The 18,670-nt window shown below is 72.2% G+C and carries 14 protein-coding genes and 1 riboswitch; of the genes, 8 read left to right on the top strand and 6 right to left on the bottom strand.

The genetic code is table 11. The features are described from left to right. Positions 1 to 59 precede the first annotated feature (59 nt). The 3 genes from AC6EUL_RS11870 to AC6EUL_RS11860 all read left to right on the top strand — a co-directional run bounded on the left by AC6EUL_RS11870 (position 60) and on the right by AC6EUL_RS11860 (position 872). Entirely contained in the window at positions 60 to 224 is a 165-nt protein-coding gene (locus tag AC6EUL_RS11870; RefSeq protein ID WP_056213461.1) for a ribosome modulation factor, read from the top strand. Next, the gene (locus tag AC6EUL_RS11865) at positions 224 to 349 is read left to right on the top strand and encodes a hypothetical protein (RefSeq protein ID WP_274534723.1); all 126 of its coding nucleotides are present in this window, start codon (positions 224 to 226) and stop codon (positions 347 to 349) included. Before AC6EUL_RS11870 ends, AC6EUL_RS11865 begins: the two co-directional genes overlap by 1 nt. Positions 350 to 491: 142 nt before the next feature. Further along, the gene (locus AC6EUL_RS11860; RefSeq protein WP_056272103.1) at positions 492 to 872 is read left to right on the top strand and encodes a VanZ family protein; all 381 of its coding nucleotides are present in this window, start codon (positions 492 to 494) and stop codon (positions 870 to 872) included. A gap of 32 nt (positions 873 to 904) precedes the next feature. Here AC6EUL_RS11860 and AC6EUL_RS11855 read toward each other — a convergent pair whose 3' ends face one another. Continuing rightward, on the bottom strand, positions 905 to 1,150 hold the full coding sequence (locus AC6EUL_RS11855) for a hypothetical protein (RefSeq protein WP_499870248.1): 246 nt from the start codon (positions 1,148 to 1,150) through the stop codon (positions 905 to 907). Positions 1,151 to 1,808: 658 nt separating this feature from the next. Here AC6EUL_RS11855 and AC6EUL_RS11850 point away from each other — a divergent pair. Then, positions 1,809 to 2,003 (top strand): hypothetical protein, encoded by a 195-nt coding sequence (locus AC6EUL_RS11850; protein WP_499870246.1) that lies wholly within the window; start codon positions 1,809 to 1,811, stop codon positions 2,001 to 2,003. A gap of 123 nt (positions 2,004 to 2,126) precedes the next feature. Here the strand turns inward: AC6EUL_RS11850 and AC6EUL_RS11845 are convergent, their stop codons facing one another. Continuing rightward, positions 2,127 to 2,315, bottom strand: coding sequence for a DUF2934 domain-containing protein (locus tag AC6EUL_RS11845; RefSeq protein WP_056213470.1), 189 nt, complete (start codon positions 2,313 to 2,315; stop codon positions 2,127 to 2,129). Positions 2,316 to 2,486: 171 nt separating this feature from the next. Continuing rightward, positions 2,487 to 2,703: riboswitch (cobalamin riboswitch) on the top strand. A gap of 354 nt (positions 2,704 to 3,057) precedes the next feature. Between AC6EUL_RS11845 and AC6EUL_RS11840 the strand changes: the two genes are divergently transcribed. The 3 genes from AC6EUL_RS11840 (at position 3,058) to AC6EUL_RS11830 (ending at position 13,985) form a co-directional block, all read left to right on the top strand. Continuing rightward, the gene (locus AC6EUL_RS11840) at positions 3,058 to 5,280 is read left to right on the top strand and encodes a TonB-dependent receptor (protein ID WP_499870243.1); all 2,223 of its coding nucleotides are present in this window, start codon (positions 3,058 to 3,060) and stop codon (positions 5,278 to 5,280) included. Next, positions 5,280 to 6,713 (top strand): PepSY domain-containing protein, encoded by a 1,434-nt coding sequence (locus AC6EUL_RS11835; RefSeq protein WP_499870241.1) that lies wholly within the window; start codon positions 5,280 to 5,282, stop codon positions 6,711 to 6,713. Before AC6EUL_RS11840 ends, AC6EUL_RS11835 begins: the two co-directional genes overlap by 1 nt. Positions 6,714 to 6,971: 258 nt before the next feature. Then, positions 6,972 to 13,985 carry an SdrD B-like domain-containing protein gene (locus AC6EUL_RS11830; protein ID WP_499870239.1) on the top strand — a complete coding sequence of 2,338 codons (7,014 nt, stop codon included), beginning with the start codon at positions 6,972 to 6,974 and terminating at the stop codon, positions 13,983 to 13,985. 58 nt (positions 13,986 to 14,043) lie between these two features. Here the strand turns inward: AC6EUL_RS11830 and AC6EUL_RS11825 are convergent, their stop codons facing one another. From AC6EUL_RS11825 to AC6EUL_RS11815, 3 genes are all read right to left on the bottom strand, one after another. Next, the gene (locus AC6EUL_RS11825) at positions 14,044 to 14,259 is read right to left on the bottom strand and encodes a hypothetical protein (RefSeq protein WP_056213480.1); all 216 of its coding nucleotides are present in this window, start codon (positions 14,257 to 14,259) and stop codon (positions 14,044 to 14,046) included. A 352-nt stretch (positions 14,260 to 14,611) separates the two neighbouring features. Continuing rightward, complete coding sequence (locus AC6EUL_RS11820; RefSeq protein ID WP_499870237.1) at positions 14,612 to 15,487, bottom strand: SDR family oxidoreductase; 876 nt, start codon at positions 15,485 to 15,487, stop codon at positions 14,612 to 14,614. Positions 15,488 to 15,571: 84 nt separating this feature from the next. Beyond that, entirely contained in the window at positions 15,572 to 16,159 is a 588-nt protein-coding gene (locus tag AC6EUL_RS11815) for a phosphatase PAP2 family protein (protein ID WP_082501212.1), read from the bottom strand. Positions 16,160 to 16,533: 374 nt separating this feature from the next. Here AC6EUL_RS11815 and AC6EUL_RS11810 point away from each other — a divergent pair, with 374 nt between their 5' ends. Continuing rightward, positions 16,534 to 17,196 (top strand): DUF2147 domain-containing protein, encoded by a 663-nt coding sequence (locus AC6EUL_RS11810; protein ID WP_056213487.1) that lies wholly within the window; start codon positions 16,534 to 16,536, stop codon positions 17,194 to 17,196. Between the two features lie 79 nt (positions 17,197 to 17,275). Here AC6EUL_RS11810 and AC6EUL_RS11805 read toward each other — a convergent pair whose 3' ends face one another. Continuing rightward, positions 17,276 to 18,502, bottom strand: coding sequence for a serine hydrolase domain-containing protein (locus AC6EUL_RS11805; RefSeq protein ID WP_499870234.1), 1,227 nt, complete (start codon positions 18,500 to 18,502; stop codon positions 17,276 to 17,278). Positions 18,503 to 18,670: the final 168 nt, after the last annotated feature.

Here is an 18,670-nt window from a genome sequence, read left to right as displayed (position 1 = left end):
ATGAGGCGTGGACGCGTCGGGCCCTTGGAGGCCCTTCCGCGCGCCCTATCTTCCCGCCCATGACAGAGCCCCCGGACGACAACCTGGATCACTACGCGCTGGGGTTCTACGCCCCCGGCAAGGGCCTGCGCCGGGAGGACTGCCCCTACGCCGAGGGCACGCAGGCGCATGCCCAGTGGATGGCGGGGTATGACGCTGCCGTGAAGGCGGGGGAGGGCGCGTGATGGTCTTCCGCCTCCTCCACGTCCTGCGCCTCTGGACCCTCCTGTCCGTCCCGGCCGGCATCGTGATCGGCAAGCTCCTCAAGGCGAACCGCCGGGCGACCACCCGGCCCGTTGACCGCCCGTAGGGGCGCAGCGGCACCGGACCCCATCGGGAAAAACGCGCGCCCGCGTCGGCGCCGGCCGGCGGCAGGGTCCCGTCGCCCCCGGCGCCCGCCCCGGGGACGGCCCGTGGGGGTAGGGGACAGATCGGAAAGGTTCGGAACACGCATGTCGCCACGTCTGACCGCCCTTTCGAGGCTCGTCCGCGCGGCGGCCTGGCTGAGCGTGGGGACCCTGGTCTGGCTCTCCTGGATTCCGCGGGATTGGGAGGCGCGCACCTCCCTGCCGGGTCAGGTCGAGCACGCCATCGCGTATGGCGGGACCGCCGGCCTGTTCGTCCTCGGCTACGGTGCCGGGCTGCGCTGGTGGCGGATCGGCGTGCCGCTCACCGTCCTGGGGGTCGTCATGGAGATCGGCCAGCGCTGGGTGCCCGGCCGGACCGCGCAGGTCATCGACGCTATGGCCAGCGGATCGGGCGCGCTCCTCGGCGCGCTGGGCGGCACGATCGTCGCCCGCTATCTGCTCAAGCCCGAGCCCCCGTTCCGGTAGGGCGCGCCGGCTCAGCCGGACGCCCCGAAGGTTCACGCCTTCCGGGGTTCGGCGGGCGAGGCCTCGGACGTCCAGAGCAGCGAGGCCGCGACATAGGACGCCTCCACCGCCACGAGCATCCAGACCGCATCGGTCAGGACGATCGCGAGGGCACGCTGCTCCAGGGCCCCCTCGATGCCGATCGCCACCGCCAGCAGCGATACGATCACCAGAAGACCCGGCAGGCGCACGGCCTGGCTTGCGACAGCTCCGAGCGAGGCAAAACAGATCAGAAGCATTTGCGCACCAACGACACCGGAAGCCAGACTACCTAGGTATTGAGAGGACACAAGCGGAAATAAACAGCACTTTTGTGCTTTGCACAATTTCAGCTGCACTGCGGTCGTTAGTCCATTATCAACCTTAGCACTCCGTGAGCGACCCAACACAGGAAGACGACCCAGGCTAGAGCCAGTCCGAACCCCAGCCCCAGGACCGTGAGGGTCGAGACCCCGTGCCCGGCGCGGCCGAAGGCGGCCCGCCGCGGCGGGATCGCGGGCCCGTCGACACGCGGTTCGGGATCGTTGGTTTTCTCCGGCAACCGCTCGATGAAGAACCCGAAGGCGATCGCCGTCGCCCGCACGGGCCGTATCGCGCCCTAAGCCGTCGCTCAGCACCGACCGCGTCGCCCGCGCCCTCACGGCGCGCGGCACATCCGGTGCGGGCGCAGGCGACGCGGGAACGGAGCGTTCCCCAACGGGAAGTCCCGATCCACGGATCACGGCGCAGTCCGGGCTGTTTCCGACTAGCCCGGCGGCGCCGCCGGATCTGGCGCGTCGAACGGCGCCCCCGCCCGCGGCGTCGCGACGGCGCCGGCCGGGCCTGCGCCCTCCCCATGCTGTCCGAGGGGGGATGTCCCACGTGTCCGCTCACCGCCAACGCCCGGATTCGGCGGGGGTGTCGGAACCGGGCCGGGAGGGCGGTCGCTTCCTGAAGCCCCTGCGCGCGGCGCGCGGCCTATGCCGGCGCCCGCTCGCCACTGTGGTCGGGGCCGAATACGACACCGTCCTCTCGCAGCTGGAGACCGGACGGGGACGGGTCCCACCGAATTGCTACCGCGCCTGGGCGGCCGTCCGCGACGTCCCCGCCTAGGCCCTCGTCCGGGACCCGATGCGCGTCGACGGCCCGCTCACCCACGCGATCCTGTTCGCGGACCACGACGCGGTGGCGGCGAGCGGCTGAGGCGACCCGCCCCCGAGCCCGTCCCCGGCGCCGTCAGGGACAGGCGGCGTCCTCCTGCGCCGGTGCGGCCGACTTCGGGGCGTTGCGGGCGCGCTCGGCCCGCAGCTCCCGCTCGGCCATCAGCCAGAACTCGACCTCGAACCCCTCGGGGCGGTGGTTGCGCTCCCAGATCTCATGGGCGCGCTCGCGGATCCGCTCGAACGTGATCCCATCCTCGGACATCGTGCTCTCTGCTCCTTCAGTCTCGGTCACAGCGTCACAGCCCGGTTCTCCCTGCGGGGCCAACGCTCCACGGCGGGATTTGTCCCCCGATCCGCGCGAGGCCGCCCCGGTCGCCCCCTGCGCAGGGCAGGCTGCCGAACCCCGGGGGATTTGACGGCGGCGCCGGAAACGGCCTAGCTTACCCGCGACGGTTCCTCTTTAACGAGGATCAAAAGGGAACGCGGTGAGGGCGAGAGCCCGAAGCCGCGGCTGCCCCCGCAACTGTAAGCGGCGAGCTCCTCATCAACACGTCACTGGGTGAACGGTCCGTCAGGACCCGGGACCTGGGAAGACGATGGGAGGGCGGTGACCCGCGAGCCAGGAGACCTGCCGTCAGTCGTGGTCACACGCGAAACGCATCGGGCGGGGTGTCCTGGTGGGTGTCGGGGCGTTCGCTTGCCGCGAACGGACCGACCTCTTCGCGGTGACGTGCCACTCCGCGCGACTCGTCGCGTCAGCCGTCCCGTCGATGCCCGTCCTCGCCCGCAAGTCTTGCTCCCGCATGCTCCCTCCGGCCGCCCCGCGCGGCCCGGTGACGGCTGCGCCGCGGACACGCCGGCCCCGGGCCCCGCTTGCCAATTGTGATGTTATAACATTCAGTCTAGCGGAGACGGCAGGTCGGCCCCGACCGATGCCCGCGCCCATGTTCGGTTGCCCCATGTCCGGTTGCCCCACGTCCAGTTACCCCACATCCCGTTACCCTATGCCCGTCGCCCCCATCCCGTCCCGAACCGCGAACGCGCGCGGGTCGCGGCAAGGCCCAACCTTGCCGTCGCGACACGTCCTGCCCCTGGCGGCCCTGCTCGGCGGCCTGCTGCCGATCTCCGCCGAGGCCGAGACCCGGGAGGTCCCGCCGGCCGTCACCCTGGAGACCCTGGAGGTCGCGGGCTCCGGGCGGGGCGGCCCGGCGCCCGCCGAGGGGCTCAACCTGCGCAGCCCCGGCCGCAGCGCCAGCCGCCTCGGCCTGACGGCCCTGGAGACCCCCGCCAGCGTCGACGTGATCGCGGGCGAGACCACGCGGCTGCGCGGCCAGAACACGGTGGCGGAGGCCGTCACCCAGAACGCCACCGGCATCACCACGGTGGCGGCGCCGGGCAACGGCAACGGCGCCTTCACGGCCCGGGGCTTTTCCGGCCCGAACTCGATCCAGCAGCTCTACGACGGCACCCGCCTGTTCGTGGGCGCCGGCACCGTCACCTTCCCGTTCGACACCTGGAACGTCGAGCGCATCGAGGTGCTGCGCGGGCCGGCCTCCGTGCTCTACGGCGACGGCGCCATCGGCGGCGTGATCAATGTCGTCACCAAGAAGCCGGTCTTCACGCTCCTCAACGAGGCCCGCGCGGCGGTCGGCTCGGACGGTCTGGCGCGTCTGGCCCTGGATTCCGGCGGCCCGATCGGGGAGGCGCTCGCCTACCGCCTCAACATCAGCGGCAACCGCGCCGAGGGCTGGATCGCCCCGGACGGGAGCTTCCGCAACCTCGCGGTCTCGGGCGCCCTGACCCTGCAGGCGACGCCGGACCTCGCCGTCACCCTGAGCCATGATTTCGGCTATCAGGAGCCGGCCCGCTACTGGGGCACGCCCCTCGTCGACGGGCGCATCCGCGACGCCCTCCGGTTCAACAACTACAACGTCCGCGACGCCCAGATCCTCTGGACCGACAACTGGACGCAACTGCGCGCCGAGTGGACGCCGAGCGCCGACGTCACGGTCCGCAACACCGCCTACCGGCTCCAGAGCCGGCGCCAGTGGCGGGACGTGGAGCAATACGCCTTCAACCGCGGCACCGGGCGGATCGACCGCTCCGACTACCTCGAGATCTACCACCAGCAGGAGCAGATCGGGAACCGCCTCGACGCCACCTTCCGCGGCACCCTGTTCGGCTTCCGCAACGAATTCCTGGCCGGGTTCGACGTGAACCACATCGCCTTCCGGCACACCAACAACTTCTATTTCGACACCACCACCAGCGTCGATCCCTTCGCCTACGACCCGGGCCTGTTCCCGGCCGAGGGCCGCGCCCGGCCCGCCTACGCCACCAGCACGCGCCAGGCCTCGGTCTTCGCCGAGAACCGCCTGATCCTGTCCGACCAGGTCTCGCTCCTGGCCGGCGTGCGCTACGACGCGCCGGTGCTGCAGCGGACCGACCTCGTCACCGGCAACACCTTCGACCGCGACTTCCGGGCGCTGAGCTACCGCTTCGGCGCCGTCTACAACCCGACGCCGCTGCTGGCGCTCTATGCCCAGTACGCCACCGCCACCGATCCGGTGGGCAGCCTGATCTCCCTGTCGCAGAGTCTCGCCAACTTCCGGCTCTCCACCGGCGAGCAGGTGGAGGTCGGCGCCAAGGGCGTGGCCTGGGACGGCCGGGCCGAGTGGACGCTGGCCGGCTACCGCATCGTCAAGGACAACCTGATCTCGGCGGTACCGGGCCAGCCGACGCTCTCGACCCAGGTCGGGCAGCAATCCTCCCTCGGCGTCGAGGCGGCCCTGAGCCTGCACCTCTCCGAGGCCTGGCGCATCGACGCCAACCTGGCGCTGCTGCACGCCCAGTACGACACCCTCGACCAGGCGGTCGGCGGGGCGGTGGTGTCCTATGCCGGGCGCCAGCCCATCGACGTGCCGGAGCGCGTCGGCAACCTCTGGGTCACTTACGCCTTCGCCCCGGCCTGGGAGGCCCGGGTCGGCCTGCAGCACGTGGGCGAGACCTTCAGCGACTTCGGCAACCAGGCGAAGCGCCCGGCCTACACCCTGGTCAATGCCGGGCTCGACCACCAGGTCACGCCGGATTCGCGCCTGTCGCTGCGCGCCTACAACCTGTTCGACACGATCTACGCGATCAGCGGCAACGCGGTGAACGGGGTCGGCACCAACTGGCTGCTGGGCCGGCCGCGCTCCGTCGAGGTCGCCTACAGCGTCCGGTTCTGATGCGGGCCTCTCCGAAACGGGCCTTCCTGAAGCCCCTGAAGCGCGGGCTGATCCTCGGCCACCGCTGGCTCGGCATCGCCACGGGGCTGTTCCTCGCCGCCTGGGTGCTGTCGGGGCTGGTGATGCTCTACGTGGCGTTTCCGGCCCTGACGGAGGCCGAGCGCCTGTCCCGCCTCGCGCCCCTCGCCTGGGACCGGGTCCTCCTCGGCCCGGACGCGGCCCTGGCCCGGGCCGGGCTCGACCCGGCCCCCGGCGGCCTGAGCCTCTCCATGCGGGGCGGGGCGCCGGTCTATCAGGTCACCACCCGCGACGACGCCCGGCACGTGGTCTCGGCCGAGACCGGGCAGGCCCTGGGCGAGATCGACGGGGCGGCCGCCCGGGCGTCGTTCGGCGAGGGCGCCACCGTGCGGGCGGTGAGCCGCGACCCATGGACGGTGCGCGACCGCTACGACCCGGTGCGCCCCTTCCACGTGGTGGCGCTCGGGGACGCGGCCGGCACCGAGCTCTACGTCTCGGCCCGCACGGGCGCGGTCGTCCTCGACACCAACCGCCGGGAGCGCCTGTGGAACTGGCTCGGGGCGATCCCGCACTGGTTCTACCCCACGCCCCTGCGGGCGCGGGGCGAACTCTGGCGCGGCACCGTGCTCTGGGTCTCCGGCCTCGCCACCGCCGGGGTGCTGAGCGGCCTGGCCCTGGGGATCTGGCGCCTGCGCCTGCGCCGGCCCTACGCCGCGGGGGTGAGCCCCTATCGCGGCCTCGGGCGCTGGCACCACCTCCTCGGCACCCTCGGGGGCCTGAGCCTCCTCAGCTTCGTGGCGAGCGGCTGGCTCTCCATGAACCCGAACCACTGGTTCTCGCCCCGCACGCCCCCGGCGGCCCTGCAGGCGGCCTATGCCGGGCCCCCGGCCGCGGTCGGCCGCGCGGCCCTCGACGGCCTGGCGCGGCCGGGGATCGTCGAGGTCCGGTTCACGCAGGTCGGCGGCCAGCCCGTGCTGGTCGCCGCCGATGCCCGGGGCCGCCGGGTCGCGGTCCCGCCGCCCACGGAGGCGATCTTGCGCGCCGCAGCCGCCCGCGCCTGGCCGGAGGCCCGCATCGCCGCGACCGAGACGCTGACCGCCTACGACGCCTACTGGTATCCCCACCACGACACCCGGCCGCTGCCGGTGCTGCGGGTGCGCTTCGACGACCCGGCCGCGACCTGGCTCCACCTCGACCCCGAGACCGGCGCGCTCCTCGACCGCCTCGATGCCAGCGGCCGGCTCCAGCGCTGGCTGTTCGAGGCACCCCACCGCCTGGACTTCGGAAACCTGTTCCAGGCCCGCCCGGCCTGGGACGCGGTGATGTGGCTCCTCAACGGCCTCGGCGCGACCATCGCCCTCTCGGGGGTGGTGCTGGGCTGGCGCCGCCTGCGGCGCAGGGCGCGGCTCGGGTAGGGGCGCCGCGCCCCCCGCGACGCGATCATCGCCTCCGGATCTTCCACGCCCGCGCCGACATCCTCGCGCCCTGCTCTTGAAGCCCGGACGCGCCTGTGCTGATCGATGGGCCGGACTCTTCCGGTCTATGGCAACATGATTTCGACAAAGAGAGCGCTTTGTCACTATAGTCCATTGCCTCCAGGCAATAGAGGCCTCACCCTAGACTGATAAAGCGGCGACGCGGCAAAGCGTCGTCAGCGATCAGGGGGGAAGGGCATGGCTGGCGCAACGCTGTCCGGGGCGGTCTTTACCGATGCCAACGGCAATGGCACGCGGGACGCCAACGAGACGGCCCTCGCGGGCGTCTCGGTCGACCTGCTCGCCGCCGACGGGAGCGGGGCCGCCCTCGCGACGGTCCGCACCGATGCGACCGGGGCCTACGCCTTCACCGCTCTCGCCGGCGGCGCCTACGCGATGCGCTTCACGCCGGCCGCGGCCGGATACCGGGGCAGCGCCGGGACGACGAACGCGAGCGGCCAGACGCTCGTCACCAACGTGAGCGTCCCGAGCGACGCGAAGACGACCGTCGACGAAGGGTTCTACAAGACCGGAAGCATCGCGGGCATCATCTTCAACGACACGAACGGCAACGGCGTCTTCAACGCGGGCGAGGTGCTGACGAACGGCGTCTCGGTCGATCTGTACAACGACATCGGCGTCCTCCTGGCCAGCACGACGTCGAGCAACAAGGACCCCTTCAAGCCGGGCACCAACGGGGTCTACAGCTTCCAGAACCTCGCCCCGGGGACCTATACGGTCGCGGTGACCGCCCCGGACGGCAAGGTCACCAGCGGCGTGACCACGCTGAAGGAGGTCGTCACCAGCGGCGCGGTGATCGCGTCGCAGAACTTCGGTGTCCGGAACAATCCCCCGACGGTCAGCCTGTCCGGGACGATCTTCGCCGACGGAGACGGGAACGGACGCCAGGGCCCCGGCGAGGCGGGCCTCGCCGGCACCAGCGTGCTCCTCAGCGATGCGGCCACCGGATTCGCGCTCAAGACCACGGTCACCGACGCCGCCGGGCATTACAGCTTCGGGACGACGGCCGGGAGCTACCGCGTCACCGTGGCGACCCCGGAAGGCCTGAAGGGCACCACCGCCACGACCCTCGCGACGGGCAGTCTCGCCAGCGGGGCCGCGAACGCGCAGCTGAATGTCGGGTTCGCGCCGGATCCGGTCCTCGACAAGACCGGCGCCATTCCGGCCGCCACGGTCCTCAACGTCGTCCTGCGCGGCCAGTCGAACACCTATTTCCCGACGCTGTACGGCGACCTGCCGAAGCTCGAGGCGGCCATCGAGGCGCAGCTCGGGTTCGACGGCGTCCGCCAGAAGGTCAACGTGATCGGCACGCGCGACAACGCCGACGGTGCCAACACGGAATGGCCGGGTACGGGGATGCTCACCGACTGGCTGAGCCCGGTCAACGGCGACTACCGCAACGGATGGACGGCGAACGCCCAGGAAATCGGCCTTCTCAGCACGATCGGGCAATGGTCCGCGGCGCAGAAGGCCGCGCCGACTGCGGTCGTCTGGCTGCACAACGAGAACGACAGCCAGAACGCGGCTCTCACGCCCGCCATGTGGGAGAGCGCCGTGCGCTACGAGGCCGGCCTCGTGCGCGGCGTGCTCGGCCAGGATGCCGCCACCGTCCCCTACCTGTTCGTCAACGCCATTCCGTTCCCGGCGCAGACGCCCGCGGTGCAGTCCACGCAGCCGGTCCAGAACCAGGCCATCCGGGTCGGGCAGGCCGAGCTGACGGAGGACAAGGACTTCAACGCCGGCTACGCCGCGCGCCAGGCCAGCGACGTCGACATGGACGTCGATGGCCACGGCATCACCCGACAGCCGGGGAGCGTTCACTTCAGCCGCGCCGACGCGACTCAGATCTTCGATCGGATCGCCCTGTCGGTCGCCGAGACGTTCCGGGCCTCGGCGCTGCCGGGCTCGCCCCTGGCGCTCGCCTCCGGCGACATCGACGACGACGGCCCCCGGGTCGTGCGCGCCGAGCGCGTGGCCGGCGCCCCCGACCAGCTCCTGCTCACCGTCGCGTTCGACCAGGCCACGTCCCTCCAGGCCCTCGGCAGCGTCGCCGCCGCCGGCACCGGCTGGAGCCTGCGCGCCGACTGGAACGCCGCCGCCAGCCAGGCGCTCGCCACCAGGGCCGAGCTCGTCGACGCCAGCCACCTGCGCCTCACCTTCGACCGCGACGTCCCCGCCGCCACCGAGCTGTTCTACGGATGGGGCGGCGCCCGCATCGCCCTGCCCGGACAGCCCGGCATCGGCGCCGCCATCTACGACGACCGCGACCTGCCCCTCTGGGTCGACCCCCGCGGCCTCGCCGTCTCCCAGGCCGTCACCCAGGCGGGCCCGATCGCGGTCCAGTCCATCGCGGACAGCGGGCCCGGCATCGACGGCAGCGGCAACGGCCTGCTCAAGGCCGGCGCCGCCGTCACCCTCGCGGTCCAGTTCACCGACGCCGTCGCCGTGACGGGCACGCCCGTGCTGACCCTGAACACCGGCGCCACCGCCGCCTATGCGGGCGGCTCGGGAACCGGAACCCTGCGCTTCACCTACACCGTGGCCCCCGGCCAGACCGCGCAGGACCTGGCCGTCACCGGCATCGACCTGACCAACGCCACCCTGGCCGGGACCGACGGCAGCCCCGTCACCCTGGCCGGATTCGCAACGGCCATGCCCGGCACCCTCACCGTCGACACCACCGCCCCGTCCCTGGCCCTGACCCAGATTCCGGCGGCCACCATCCAGGCGACCTCCGCCGCCGGGGCCGCCGTGACCTTCGCCGCCACCGCCACGGACGCGGTCGACGGCACCGACCCGGTGACGTTCCGCGAGGGCACGATGGTGGTCGCCTCGGGCCAGACCTTCGGGCTGGGCCCCCACACCCTCACCGCCACCGCGACGGACGCGGCCGGCAACGCGACGACGCGCAGCTTCAGCTTCACGGTGGCGCCTCCGGATCCCGCCAGGAACGCCACCCTGGCCGGCACCGTCTTCTCCGACACGAACGCCAACCGGACCCGCGATCCCAACGACGGCGGCCTGGCCGGGTTCGGCGTCGAGCTGCTCGCCGCCGACGGAAGCGGCGCCCCCCTCGCCACGACGATTTCGGACGCCACCGGCGGCTACAGCTTCGCCAACCTCGCGGCGGGCTCCTACGCGGTGCGCTTCACGCCCGGCGGCACGGGTTACATCGCCGAGGCCGGAACGGCCGTCGCGGGGGGCAAGACCCTCGTCACGAACGTGACGGCGGCCAACGACACCACGACGCCGCTGGACGAAGGCTTCTACAAGCTCGGCAGCATCGTCGGCCTGGCCTACGACGACGCCAACGGCAATGGAAAGCTCGACCGCGGCGAGGCGTCGATCAACGGCGTCGCGATCACGCTCTTCGATGCGTCGGGCCGCACCGTCGCCACGACCGTCACCCGGACGGGCGATCCGGCGTCCCCGAGCAAGGACGGCATCTACAGCTTCGCCAACCTCACGCCGGGCAACTACTACGTCGAGGCCGTCGCCCCCGGCGGCAAGGCCGTGACCGGCCCCGAGACGCTGTTCAAGAGCGTCGGAAGCGGCGCGACGCTCGCCTCCTCGCTGTTCAGCACCCGGGACGTCGCGACGTCCGTCTCCCTGTCGGGCACGATGTATGCCGACGCCGACGGCAACGGACGGCAGGATCCCGGAGATGCCGGCCTCGCCGGGGTCGACGTCGTGGTCCTCAACGCCGCAGGCTACGCCGTCGACACCACCGTGACGGATCGGAACGGCGCGTACAGCTTCCGCGGCCTGAACGCCGGGACCTACGAGGTCGTGGCGGCGACGCCGCAGGGCCTGAAGGGTTCGACCGCGACGTCGCTGTCCTCCGGCAGTCTCACCGCCGGCCAGAGCGCGACGCAACTCGACGCCGGATTCAAGGCCGATCCGGTGACCGACCACACCGGCGCGATCCCGGCCTCGACCACCCTCAACGTCATCGTGCGCGGCCAGTCGAACACTTATTTCCCCAGCCGCTACGGCGACATGGCCCTGATGCAGACGCAGATCCAGACCCTGCTCGGCTTCGACGGCGTCAACCAGAAGGTCAACGTCGTCGCCACCAACGTCGACGCGACGAAGGACGGCGCGCTGACCGAATGGCCGGGCACCGGAATGCTCACCGACTGGCTGACCCCGGTCAACGGCGACTACACCCAGGGCTGGAACGCGACGTTCCGCGAACTCGGACTGCTCAGCGCCATCGGCAAGCTGCCGGCGAGCCAGCAGGCCGCGCCCACCGCCGTGGTCTGGCTGCACAACGAGAACGACAGCCAGTTCGACGGGATCACGCCCGCCATGTGGAAGAGCGCGGCCCGCTACGAGGCCGGCCTCGTGCGCGGCGTGCTCGGCCAGGACGCCGCCACCGTCCCCTACCTGTTCGTCAACGCCATTCCCTTCGTCGGACAGACGACGGTCAATCAGTCCGTCAACAACCAGACCATCCGGGTCGGGCAGGCCGAGCTCGCCGAGGACAAGGGCTTCAACGCCGGCTACGCCGCGCGCCAGGCCAGCGACGTCAACATGGACGTGAACGCCAGCGGCTTCCCCTCGAAGCCCGGCGACCTCCACGTCGACCGGGCCGACGGCGCGCAGATCTTCTCCCGCGTCGCCCTGTCGGTCGCCGAGACGTTCCGGGCCTCGGCGCTGCCGGGCTCGCCCCTGGCGCTCGCCTCCGGCGACATCGACGACGACGGCCCCCGGGTCGTGCGCGCCGAGCGCGTGGCCGGCGCCCCCGACCAGCTCCTGCTCACCGTCGCGTTCGACCAGGCCACGTCCCTCCAGGCCCTCGGCAGCGTCGCCGCCGCCGGCACCGGCTGGAGCCTGCGCGCCGACTGGAACGCCGCCGCCAGCCAGGCGCTCGCCACCAGGGCCGAGCTCGTCGACGCCAGCCACCTGCGCCTCACCTTCGACCGCGACGTCCCCGCCGCCACCGAGCTGTTCTACGGATGGGGCGGCGCCCGCATCGCCCTGCCCGGACAGCCCGGCATCGGCGCCGCCATCTACGACGACCGCGACCTGCCCCTCTGGGTCGACCCCCGCGGCCTCGCCGTCTCCCAGGCCGTCACCCAGGCGGGCCCGATCGCGGTCCAGTCCATCGCGGACAGCGGGCCCGGCATCGACGGCAGCGGCAACGGCCTGCTCAAGGCCGGCGCCGCCGTCACCCTCGCGGTCCAGTTCACCGACGCCGTCGCCGTGACGGGCACGCCCGTGCTGACCCTGAACACCGGCGCCACCGCCGCCTATGCGGGCGGCTCGGGAACCGGAACCCTGCGCTTCACCTACACCGTGGCCCCCGGCCAGACCGCGCAGGACCTGGCCGTCACCGGCATCGACCTGACCAACGCCACCCTGGCCGGGACCGACGGCAGCCCCGTCACCCTGGCCGGATTCGCAACGGCCATGCCCGGCACCCTCACCGTCGACACCACAGCCCCGTCCCTGGCCCTGACCCAGATTCCGGCGGCCACCATCCAGGCGACCTCCGCGGCCGGGGCCGCCGTGACCTTCGCCGCCACCGCCGCGGACGCGGTCGACGGCACCGACCCGGTGACGTTCCGCGAGGGCACGACGGTGGTCGCCTCGGGCCAGACCTTCGGGCTGGGCCCCCACACCCTCACCGCCACCGCGACGGACGCGGCCGGCAATCCCGCCGATCCGGTCGCCTTCAGCTTCACGGTGGCCGACACCGCCAAACCCGTCATCGCCATTTCCGCCCCGGCGCCCACCATCCAGGCGACCTCCGCGGCGGGCGCGCCAGTGACCTTCGCCGCCACCGCCACGGATGCGGTCGACGGTACCGACCCGGTGACCGTTCGCGAGGGCACGACGGTGGTCGCCTCGGGCCAGACCTTCGGCCTCGGCCCCCACACCCTCACCGCCACCGCGACGGACGCGGCCGGCAATTCCGCCGATCCGGTCGCCTTCAGCTTCACGGTGGCTGGCACCCCGATCGCGGCGGCGGATACGGCCGCCCTCGACGCCCACACCTTCGCGACGGGGAACGTGCTCGCGAACGACGTCGATCTCGGCGGTGCGGCCCTGCACGTCACGGCCGTGCGCACGGAGGACGGCGCGACCACCGCCGTACCGGCCGGCGGCACCGTCACCCTCGCGAGCCCCCACGGGGCCCTGACGATCGGCGCCGACGGACGCTACGCCTATCTCGGGCGGAGCCCAGGGGCCGATTCCTTCGCCTACACCATCGCCGACAGCGACGGCGCCACCGCCTCGGCCACCCTCACCACCACCGTCGCGGCGCACGGCCCCGCGGCGGAGGCGACCTTCGCCTTCGCCTTCACGCAGGCGACCCTGACCTATCAGAACGGGGCGGCGGTGCTGACGGGGCCGGATGGCACGGTCCAGGACGTGACCGGCATCGGCCGCCTTCACTTCACCGACGGCACGATCGACGAGGCCGACGGATCCCCCCTCGTGGACGATCTGTTCTACCTCGCCCAGAACCGCGATGTCTGGCAGGCGCGCGTCGATCCCGATCGGCACTATGCCGAATGGGGCTGGCGCGAAGGACGCGATCCCAACCCTCAGTTCTCGACATCGGGCTACCTGGCGGCCAATCCGGACGTGGCCGCGGCCGGTGTCGATCCGCTCACCCATTACGATCGGTTCGGCTGGCAGGAGGGACGCAATCCCTCGGCGGCGTTCGATACGGAGGCGTACCTGGCCGCCAACCCGGATGTCGCGGCGGCGGGGATCGACCCCCTCGCGCACTACCTGGAATACGGGCAAGTCGAGGGCCGCACGGCCCTGCCCGTCCCGCCCGCGGGGCCCGCCCCCCACCACCTCGATGGCGCATTCGATGCCACCTACTATCTCGCGCAGTACCCGGACGTGGCCCGCGCGGCGGCGGCCGCCGGCGGTGATCCGGACAGCTTCGCCTTCGCGCATTACCTGCGATACGGGGCCGCCGAGGGGCGCGACCCGGACGCCTACTTCTCGACGACGGGCTATCTGGCGGCCAATCCCGACGTGGCCGAGGCCGGGCTGAATCCGCTCCTCCATTACGAGGCCTACGGCTGGCGGGAGGGCCGCAACCCCTCCGCCCTGTTCGACACGAAGGCGTACCTCGCCGCCAACCCGGACGTGGCCGCCGCGGGGATCGACCCGCTCGCCCATTATCTCCAGTACGGCCTCGCCGAGCATCGGGACCTCGCCTGACGGGGCACACGGCGCCCGGGCACCCGACGCCCGGGGAACACGGCCTCGTCGAGCCGGATCAACCCGGTGCGCGCCCCCGCGTGTCGCGGCAGAGGGCGGCCGCCTCGGCCATGGCCTCGCGGCCCTGGCGCAGGGCGGCCTCCGCGTCGGGCAGGGAATAAAGGGCGCTCCGCACCACCTGGTCCGCCTCCCGCACGGTCCAGCGGTACCGGGTGGCGTCCTCGGGGCAGCTCTCAACCTCCAGGGTGAGGGGACCCATCGCTTCGCGCGCCATCGTGACCTCCTGCGGTGCCGGGTTCGACGCCCGCGGCGGCGGGCGGACACTCGGGGAAGTCCATCCAGTCCGTGAAGGCCTCCGCCGGGTAGCTGTGCTGGCAGGAGGCGACGTGCCACGGCCGGGGATCGCCCAGGCCCGCCGGGTCCCAGCGGATCACCGCGCGCCGGTCCGGGTCGGACCGGTGGATCGCGATGATCCAGCGACCGTCATGCGGGGCCCGGTCCATCGCCCTCCAGGTGCGCATCCTGCTTCTCCCCCTCCGAGGCCACAGGAACGCGCGAACCGGCCGAACCGTTCGGCGAACCCTTCGGAACGACCCCGGCGTCGAGGCCGGGGTCGGCAGGGTCCCTCAGAGGACCGGCATCGCCCCGGCGACGGTGACGAGGGCGCCGGAGGTGTAGCTGCTCTCGGCCGAGGCCAGCATCACGTAGGCGGAGGCGAGCTCCGCCGGCTGGCCCGGGCGCCCGAACGGGACCTGGCTGCCGAAGGACTTGACCGCGTCCTCGCTCATCCCCGCGGGGATGAACGGCGTCCAGATCGGCCCCGGCAGCACGCCGTTCACCCGGATGCCCTTCTCGGCCAGCAGCTGCGCCAGGCTCAGGACCATGTTGCTGAGCGCCCCCTTGGTGGCGCTGTAGGCCATCAGCGAGGGCATCGGGTGCTTGGAGTTTACCGAGGAGGTGAAGATCACCGAGGCCCCGGGCTTGAGGTGGGGCAGGGCGGCCTTGGTCACGTAGAACGGCCCGAACACGTTGGTGCGGAAATGGTCCTCGAAGACCGCGTCCTCGATGGCGTCGAGCCCCTGGTTCGGCTGCTGGAAGGCGCCGTTGTTCACCAGCACGTCGAGGCGGCCGAAGGCGGCGACCGTGCGCGCCACGAGGTCGCGGCCATGGGCCGGGTCCTTGAGGTCGCCCGGCAGAAGCAGGGCGCGCCGGCCCGCCTTCTCGATCCAGCCGGCCACCGCCTCGGCATCCGCCTGCTCCTCCGGCAGGTAGGCGATCGCCACGTCGGCGCCCTCGCGGGCGAAGGCGATGGCCACCGCCCGGCCGATGCCGGAATCGCCGCCGGTGATCAGCGCCGCCTGGCCCGTCAGCTTGCCCGAGCCCCGGTAGCTCGCCTCGCCGTGATCCGGCTCGGGCACCATCCGGCCGGTCTTGCCGGGAAAGCTCTGCGGCTGGCCCGCGAAGGGCGGGCCGGGATAGGTCGTCAGGGGATTGTCGGTCACGCGGCATCTCCGATGGAATGCCGCGTCAACCGGAGGTCGCGTCGCGGCGTTCCCGGCACGCGATGCCGCGCGACCTCGCCGCGATCATCCGGGTATACCGCGTGCCGCCAGACCGGCGACGCCGTCCCGCCCGAGGGCGATCCGGTGGTCCACCGCCTCGGCCGAAAGCCCGATCAGCGCCCCGGCGGCGACGTCCACCGGAAAGTGCGCGCCACGCAGGACCTGGACGGCCACGACCCCGAGGGCCGCCGCCGTCGCGACGCCGCGGATCTCGGGATAGGCCCGGCCGGCCGCCGTCGCCACCGCGACGCTCAGGGCCGAGTGTCCCGACGGAAACGACTGCCACGGCCCGACATTCGGCCCGAACCAGCCCTTCTCGTAGAGGCCCTCATCCATCAGCACGTTGGGCCGGGTCCGGTGCACGACCCGCTTCACGGTGGTCTTGGTGGCCGCCGCCAGGATCCCGGCGAGGAGCATGTGCCGGCCGGCCTCGGCCAGACGCGGGTCCCGCCGCAGCACGCCGAGGGCGAGGGTTCCGCTGGAGAGCGCCAGCAGCCACTTCCAGCCGCCCGCCTCGCTGGCCGCCGCCAGGGCCCGCACCCGGCGGGTGTCCTTGGCACGCGCCAGAGAGACGCCGAGACGGATGTCCGCCGCTTCGAGGCGCCGACCCATCCCGACCGATCCATCCGCCATCACGTCGTTCGCCATCCCCGAGAAGCACGGCCGTAAACGCGGTCCCCGGCGGATCGTTCGCGGCACGGCCGGCGATCGCGGGCGCCGGCGGTCCGTCTCCGCGCCAGAGGCCGAAGGGCCGGTTCGCCGTGGCACCCCGGCACGATCCAGCGAACATCAAGACTTCGCCCTCGGCCGGGCTCGGCCACGAAGATAAGGCCACGTCGTCACGACGAATCTGCAGGATTCGGTGCATGCCGGCCATGATCCCGTCACCTTCACGTCGGATGGCGAGGCATCACGTGACAAGCGCTTGCCGTCCTGCGGACGAGGGCGGATCGCCACGGGGCGAGCGCATGAGGGTTGTTGGAAGCATGACGAATCGATCCACCATGGCGGGCGCCGCGCGCCGGCTGGCGCCCCTGGCCGGGCTCGTTGCCGCCGTTCTGCCGGGCCTCGCACTGGCTGCCGCCCCCAACGATGCCAGCGGCACCTGGCTCACCGAGGATGGGCGCGCCCGCATCCGCACCGAGAGGTGCGGCCCGCAGAACACCAACCTGTGCGGCTACGTCGTCTGGCTGAAGGTGCCCCTGAACGACCAGGGTCAGCCCCGCATCGACTTCAAGAATCCCGATCCGAAGAAGCAGTCCCGTCCCTCCCTGGGCCTTCAGCTGATCATGGGCCTGAAGCCGCAGCCGGACGGCCATTACGGCGGCAAGATCTACAACGCCGACGAGGGCAAGTTCTACGACGTGACGATGTGGTCGGACCAGCCGACGGAGCTGTCGGTGCGCGGCTGCCTCCTCGGCTTCCTTTGCGGCTCGCAGACCTGGAACCGGGTCAACGACGTGGTGCCGGGCCAGCTCACCGGCCCGACCAACGGCCCGGGCGGCCCGCGCGCCGATGCGGAATGGGCCCCCAAGGCGGCGCCGAGCGCCGGAGCGGGTGCGCCCGCCGCGACCGGCACGGCCAAGGCGCCCGCGCCCAAGCCGGCGGCCAAGCCGAGTGCCGCTCCGGCGGCGGCACCGGCCGAGTAGTCCCGCGCCGCACGCGCGAGGGGTCGTGAAACGCCGCCGTCCCGCCAAGGGCCGGCGGCGGTTCGCGTTTCCGGGGCCTTCAATCCACCAGGGCCGCGTAGGTCAGCACGCGCAGCTCGCGTCGCAGCGGCAAGGCCGAGGAGGGGATGAGCTGCGTGAGCAGCACCACGGCGAGATCCTCGGCCGGGTCGACCCAGAAGGCGGTGCTGGCAAGTCCGCCCCAGGCCACCTCGCCCGGCGTGCCGACGATCTGGGCGCGGGCCGGATCGAGCATCACCGAGAAGCCGAGGCCGAAGCCGATCCCCGTATAGGCGGTCTCGGAGAAGCGCGGCTGGCCCATCGCCGCCAAGTCCCCGTCGAGGTGATTCATCAGCATAAGGTCGACGGTCTTGCGCCCGAGGAGCCGGGTGCCCTCGAGTTCGCCGCGCCCGAGGAGGAAGCGGCAGAAGCGCATGTAGTCGGACGCGGTCGAGACGAGGCCGCCGCCGCCCGAGGCCACCGCCGGCGGGCGGGCGAAGCGACTGCCGACCGCATCGTCGTAGAGCTTCAGCGTCCGGTTCCGGAACAGGCTGTAATTGGCGGCCAGACGCGGCAGCTTCTCGGCGGGCACGAAGAAGTCCGTATCGACCATGCCGAGGGGACCGATCACGCGTCGGCGCAGGACGTCGGCGAAATCCTCGCCGGAGACGACGGCCACGAGGTGTCCGAGGACGTCGGTGGCCACCGAATAGTTCCACTCGGCGCCGGGCTGGGCGAGGAGGGGCTGCCGGGCGAGCCGGGCCACCACCTCGGCGAGGCTCGCCTCCTGGGCCTCGCCGAAATCGACGCCGTTCTGGCGATAGAGCGCATCGACGAGGGTCGCCTCCATGAAACCGTAGGTCAGGCCGGAGGTATGGGTGAGAAGGTCGCGGATCGTGATCGGGCGCCGGGCCGGCTCACTGTCGAACTTTGCCCGGTTGCCGCCGGTGAGAACTCGCAGATCCGAAAATTCCGGCAGGAAGCGGGTGATCGGGTCGTCGAGTTGGAAGCGGCCCTCCTCATAAAGCATCATCACCGCCACCGAGGTCAGCGGTTTCGTCATCGAGTAGATGCGCGCGATGGTGTCGGGGGCGAAGGGCGCGTCGCGCGCGATGTCGGCCCGGCCATGGGCGCGGAAGAAGGCCGTCCGGTCACCGCGGGCCAGCATCACCAACAGGCCCGCGACCTTGCCGTCGTCGACGAGGCGCCGCATCCAGCCGTCGATCCGCTCCAGGCGGTCCGGGCAGAGCCCGAGGGCCCGCGGCTCGCTTGCGATCTCACCGTGCATCACACCTGCTCCGTCCCTGGCCACCAGCCCTGCCGACCGGCCCTGGCATAGCGGCGCGGCCGGACGGCGCAAACCCTGGCCTGCGCCGGAACGCCGACGCGATCACCCGACGCTCCGTCCCGCCTCGAAGGCCGCCCGGCGCTCCCCTCCCAACGCTTCCCTCCCAAC

The organism is Methylobacterium sp. 001424705 (genome assembly GCF_059816145.1).
The sequence above is the reverse complement of the archived record's forward strand: the minus strand, read 5'-3'. Positions and strand labels throughout refer to the sequence as shown.

Coding starts and splice junctions, on each gene's coding strand:
- AC6EUL_RS11870 (WP_056213461.1), top strand. CDS start 60: ATGACAGAGCCCCCGGACGACAACCTGGATCACTACGCGCTGGGGTTC.
- AC6EUL_RS11865 (WP_274534723.1), top strand. CDS start 224: ATGGTCTTCCGCCTCCTCCACGTCCTGCGCCTCTGGACCCTCCTGTCC.
- AC6EUL_RS11860 (WP_056272103.1), top strand. CDS start 492: ATGTCGCCACGTCTGACCGCCCTTTCGAGGCTCGTCCGCGCGGCGGCC.
- AC6EUL_RS11855 (WP_499870248.1), bottom strand. CDS start 1,150: ATGCTTCTGATCTGTTTTGCCTCGCTCGGAGCTGTCGCAAGCCAGGCC.
- AC6EUL_RS11845 (WP_056213470.1), bottom strand. CDS start 2,315: ATGTCCGAGGATGGGATCACGTTCGAGCGGATCCGCGAGCGCGCCCAT.
- AC6EUL_RS11840 (WP_499870243.1), top strand. CDS start 3,058: ATGCCCGTCGCCCCCATCCCGTCCCGAACCGCGAACGCGCGCGGGTCG.
- AC6EUL_RS11835 (WP_499870241.1), top strand. CDS start 5,280: ATGCGGGCCTCTCCGAAACGGGCCTTCCTGAAGCCCCTGAAGCGCGGG.
- AC6EUL_RS11830 (WP_499870239.1), top strand. CDS start 6,972: ATGGCTGGCGCAACGCTGTCCGGGGCGGTCTTTACCGATGCCAACGGC.
- AC6EUL_RS11825 (WP_056213480.1), bottom strand. CDS start 14,259: ATGGCGCGCGAAGCGATGGGTCCCCTCACCCTGGAGGTTGAGAGCTGC.
- AC6EUL_RS11815 (WP_082501212.1), bottom strand. CDS start 16,159: ATGGGTCGGCGCCTCGAAGCGGCGGACATCCGTCTCGGCGTCTCTCTG.
- AC6EUL_RS11810 (WP_056213487.1), top strand. CDS start 16,534: ATGACGAATCGATCCACCATGGCGGGCGCCGCGCGCCGGCTGGCGCCC.
- AC6EUL_RS11805 (WP_499870234.1), bottom strand. CDS start 18,502: ATGCACGGTGAGATCGCAAGCGAGCCGCGGGCCCTCGGGCTCTGCCCG.